The sequence below is a fragment of the Peribacillus sp. P4_C12 genome, from assembly GCF_056402095.1.
In genome coordinates this window covers 1-4,187 of the sequence record NZ_JBFUIB010000329.1, presented here as the reverse complement: position 1 = coordinate 4,187, position 4,187 = coordinate 1, and the positions used below count along the sequence as shown (strand labels likewise).

Genomic DNA, 4,187 nt, shown 5'->3' with positions numbered 1-4,187 from the left:
GTATTAATTAGAGAAACTTGGCCAGTATTAACGGGTGACGAAGCAGATGCTTATGCTCGTTTAATTCACCGTGCAGATTTATTAGATTTATTAGTAGCTCATATTCCAGAAGACCAGCTTCACTTAAACCACTGTTTAACTGAAATAATCGACCACGGTAATTATGTAGAAGTGAAATTTGAAAACGGTAAAACAATCGAAGCTGATATCGTAATTGCAGCTGACGGCATTCGTTCACTAGTTCGCAATCAAGTATTAGGCCATGTTGAGCCAGTCTATTCCGGTTACTTAGCACACCGTGTTTTAATTCCTTTCGAAGAGGCTCTTGGTATGGCTTCAGAAGAAAACGTTTTACGTATATACGTAAACGGTGATGATTCATTCTATTTATTACCATTAGAAAGTCGCCGACAAGTATCTGTAGATATCACAGTACCTGGCGAGTTCGCATTGCGTCCTGTTTTAACAAAAGAACAAATTATGGATAGCTTTAGAGGCTTTGGACCTACACTTCAAAAAATTGTTGAGAATATCAAGCTAGAAGATATCGTAACTCGTCCATTAAGTGACCTTGAACCACTCACTAAATGGAGTACAAACACTGTAACATTAGTTGGTGACGCTGCTCACGCAATGCTTCACAACCAAGGCCAAGGTGCAAACATGGCGATCCAGGATGCTGAAGTATTAGCAGAAGCAATTGCTGAAGCAGTTGCTGGAACTATAACACCTGCGGAAAGCTTGCAAAACTATGAAGAGCAGCGTAAACCAATTACAAAGCTTTACCAAGAATTATCTCGTCTATTCCCAACAGACCAAGCAAAGACTGCATTCCCTGAAAAAACTCACTTTTAAAAAAGTGGAGGCTGGTTATTTGCGGCAACATCTAATCAGCCTTCTATAATCCACTTACATTACTAGGGAATATATGGTTTTTAGAACGAGGTATGAACTAATATTCAAGTAGGTAATGCTCTGCTATTTAATTATATAATAAAACGGAATAAATGTAAGAAGGAGGTTCTCTAAGATGCCTGTACATCCCGAGATAAAAAAAGTGTTAGATTCTATTCCAGGATCTGATGAGAAACAGAAAATCATTCCAGAAGAACATAGAAAAGTGTTCAATGCACCCGTTTTACCTGTTGAAAAACGTGTACAAGTTTATTCTGTTGAAGAAAAAACAATTCCGACTTCTGAAGCGGATATACCAGTAAGAATTTATACTCCGAAGGAAGGAGATTCTTATCCACTTCTAATGTATTTCCACGGTGGAGCATTTTTTTCTGGAAATTTAGAAAGTCATGATGAAATCGTACGCCCGGTTTGCATGGAATCCGGATATAAAGTCATTTCTGTTGATTATCGTCTTGCTCCTGAACACCCATATCCTGCTGCATTAGAAGATTGCTATAACGTCACAAAATGGGCAACAGAACATAAGGATGAATTAAATTGGGATGGGAAGAACCTCGCAGTTGCAGGGGATAGTTCTGGTGGTAACTTAGTTGCTGCCGTTTCTCTAATGACCCGTGACAAACAGGAATTTATCATTACGAAGCAAGTAATGTATTATCCATCACTAGACCTTGACTTCAGTGAATTTCGTTACCCATCATTAGTGGAAAATGGAAAGGGCTATTTTGTAGAAAGTGATCAATTAGCTGAACATAATTCCTTCTATTTATTAGGAAATGTAGATACTGATAATCCGCTTGTTTCACCAATCCGAGAAGAAAATTCAGAAAATCTTCCAACAGCACTTGTCATCACAGCAGAATATGATCCAATGCGAGATGAAGGGGAACTATTTGCTGAGAATTTAAAAAAATCTGGTGTACATGTTGAAACAAAAAGATACGAAGGTGCAACTCACGGTTTCTTAGGTAAATTCACGCATCTTGATGAATATAAAGACGTTTACAAACGTACAGGTAATTTTTTAAATAAAGAGATCTAATGTGTTAAAGTATTTTGATAAATAAATAGACTGTCGAGGTTTTCTTGACAGTCTGATGCTACTAACTAATAGTCGCTTTCCTTTTACAATATCGTAGAAGGTGAATTGTAAACTTCCATTGCCGCCACATATCAGTACATATTTATATCAATTGAATTTGAAAAGTTCAAGTCACCCTCTTTCAGAGAAATTAATTGGATTGACCCCAAAATAGAACTTTTTGTACATCTATACTGATGCTACGTAAAATAGATAGATAAATTGATTTCTATAACTACAATATTTTTTAAAGCACTTACAAGTGATCGAACACCCAATGAAAACAATGGTTATCTTTATTAACTCTATTTGACTATGATACCTATAAATAAAATTGAAAATACTGATAGGAACTGGATGATATACGAAGCAGGTCATGGCTCGTAAAATATATTCGTAATATTTCGAACTTTGTTTTTGAAGAAACACCCATCATTGATTATTTCCTATTTCTTGGATTATTAATGGGGAATCAATATCCATCGCTTTCTTTATAGAAGGTTAGGCAGCCTCATTAGGCCTGGAAATCCAGATGATTGTAATTTTTACTAATCAACTCGGTATCACCGTATTTTATGATTTATTTTATTAGCTATAACAATACGTGATTTTAAGGAAGGGTGTTTTAATAATGGGAAAACCAAAGTTTTGGACTTATGAGAACAAATTGACCGTAATCTTTTTCTTTCTAATTGGATTCGTATTCTTTGACCGTTTAGCGATTAACTACTTATTCCCAATGATATCTGTAGATTTAGGACTAAACTACACGCAATTAGGCTTGCTTGGAGCAGCTCTTGCGTTAACTTGGTCATTTGCTGGTCCATTAGGTGGATTTATTTCAGATAAAGTGAATAATAAGAGAGCAATGTTAGCAATTTTAGTATTCGCATTCTCAGTTATTTCATTATTACATGGTTTTGCACAATCATTCGCTATGTTATTCGTACTACGGCTATTAATGGGTATTGTAGAAGGTCCACTGATTCCGCAAACACAATCGATTTTAGCAATGGAATCTTCGGAGCGTCGTCGCGGATTTAACTTAGGTTTCACAATGAACACAAGTAACGCATTATTCGGTAGCATTTTAGCGCCTGTAGCAATCGTTGCGTTAGCAACTAATTTTGACTGGCATATGGCGTTCTATTTAACGATTATTCCAGGGATTATTTTAAGCTTAGTCATCTTAAAAGCAGTTAAAAATCCAGATCTAGCGAAATACCATACTATGCATGCTACAAAATCGACAGAAAAAATTAAAGTTAAAGATATTCTTAAGCTCCGTAATATTTGGTTATCCATTATTGTTTTCAGCTTAGTGATGACAGTACTTATGGCATTCCAAATTTTCGGACCAACATATTTAGTCCAAGCAAAAGGTTTATCAGATACGACAATGAGTTTCGTAATGGCTGCATTCGGTGTCGGTTATGCACTTTTCGGTTTCTTAATCCCAATGCTTTCAGAGCGTACTGGTCGTAAATCGGCTTCTTTAGTATCTGGTTTGTTGTTAATTCTCGTACCATTGACAGTAGTATTCGTCGATTCAGTTCCATTAATGATGGTTCTTTTATTCATCGGTGCTGCAGGTTCAGGTGTAATTGGTATGTCGATGTCAGTTATTCCTGTTGAGTCCGTTCCATTACAGTACTCAGGTCTTGYAGTAGGATTAACAATCGGTATTGGTGAGTTCTTCGGTGGATTCTTAAATCCAATGGTGAATGGAGCTTTAGCAGACATATATGGTATTCAAGCACCATTATTGGTAGCTACTGGTGCATGTGTGCTGGCATTATTATTCTCATTATTCTTCAAAGAAACAGCACCAGCTAAAGTTAATTCAAAGGAAGTACCATCAACTCCAGAGCAAGAAGTCACATCTAGTATCTAATTTTCTAAAGAACAAATTAGTCCGCCTCATCTTTGAAAGATGTGGACTAATCTTGTTCTTATTCTAATTTCATAACAGATTAGGGGGGAATGTGTTGTTTAAACAAAATAATATGGAGGTATTTCCCATCATTGTCCCTGCTTCCAATAAACTGAAAAGTTATAACTTTTTCTTAGTGAAACATGGGAATTCCTTAACGTTAATTGACACCGGATTGAACACAGATGATTGCTGGAATTCCTTACAAAAGACTTTAAAGAATCATGATTTCACACTTACTGATATCACGAGGAT

The 4,187-nt window shown here is 36.1% G+C and carries 3 protein-coding genes and 1 pseudogene; all 4 read left to right on the top strand.

Features of this window, described 5'->3' with window-relative positions:
* Positions 1-855, top strand: an 855-nt coding sequence (locus AC1DUW_RS22175; protein ID WP_477643477.1) for an FAD-dependent oxidoreductase, incomplete at its 5' end; no start/stop codon positions are given.
* 175 nt (positions 856-1,030) lie between these two features.
* Positions 1,031-1,960 (top strand): alpha/beta hydrolase, encoded by a 930-nt coding sequence (locus AC1DUW_RS22170; RefSeq protein ID WP_477643476.1) that lies wholly within the window; start codon positions 1,031-1,033, stop codon positions 1,958-1,960.
* Positions 1,961-2,630: 670 nt separating this feature from the next.
* Positions 2,631-3,893, top strand: a complete 1,263-nt coding sequence (locus tag AC1DUW_RS22165; RefSeq protein WP_477643475.1) for an MFS transporter — start codon at positions 2,631-2,633, stop codon at positions 3,891-3,893.
* Between the two features lie 94 nt (positions 3,894-3,987).
* Positions 3,988-4,187 (top strand): annotated as a pseudogene (locus AC1DUW_RS22160) (MBL fold metallo-hydrolase); the annotation flags it as partial.

What these genes read in the sequence shown, in the direction of transcription:
- AC1DUW_RS22170 (WP_477643476.1), top strand. Translation starts at nt 1,031, where the DNA reads ATGCCTGTACATCCCGAGATAAAAAAAGTGTTAGATTCTATTCCAGGA.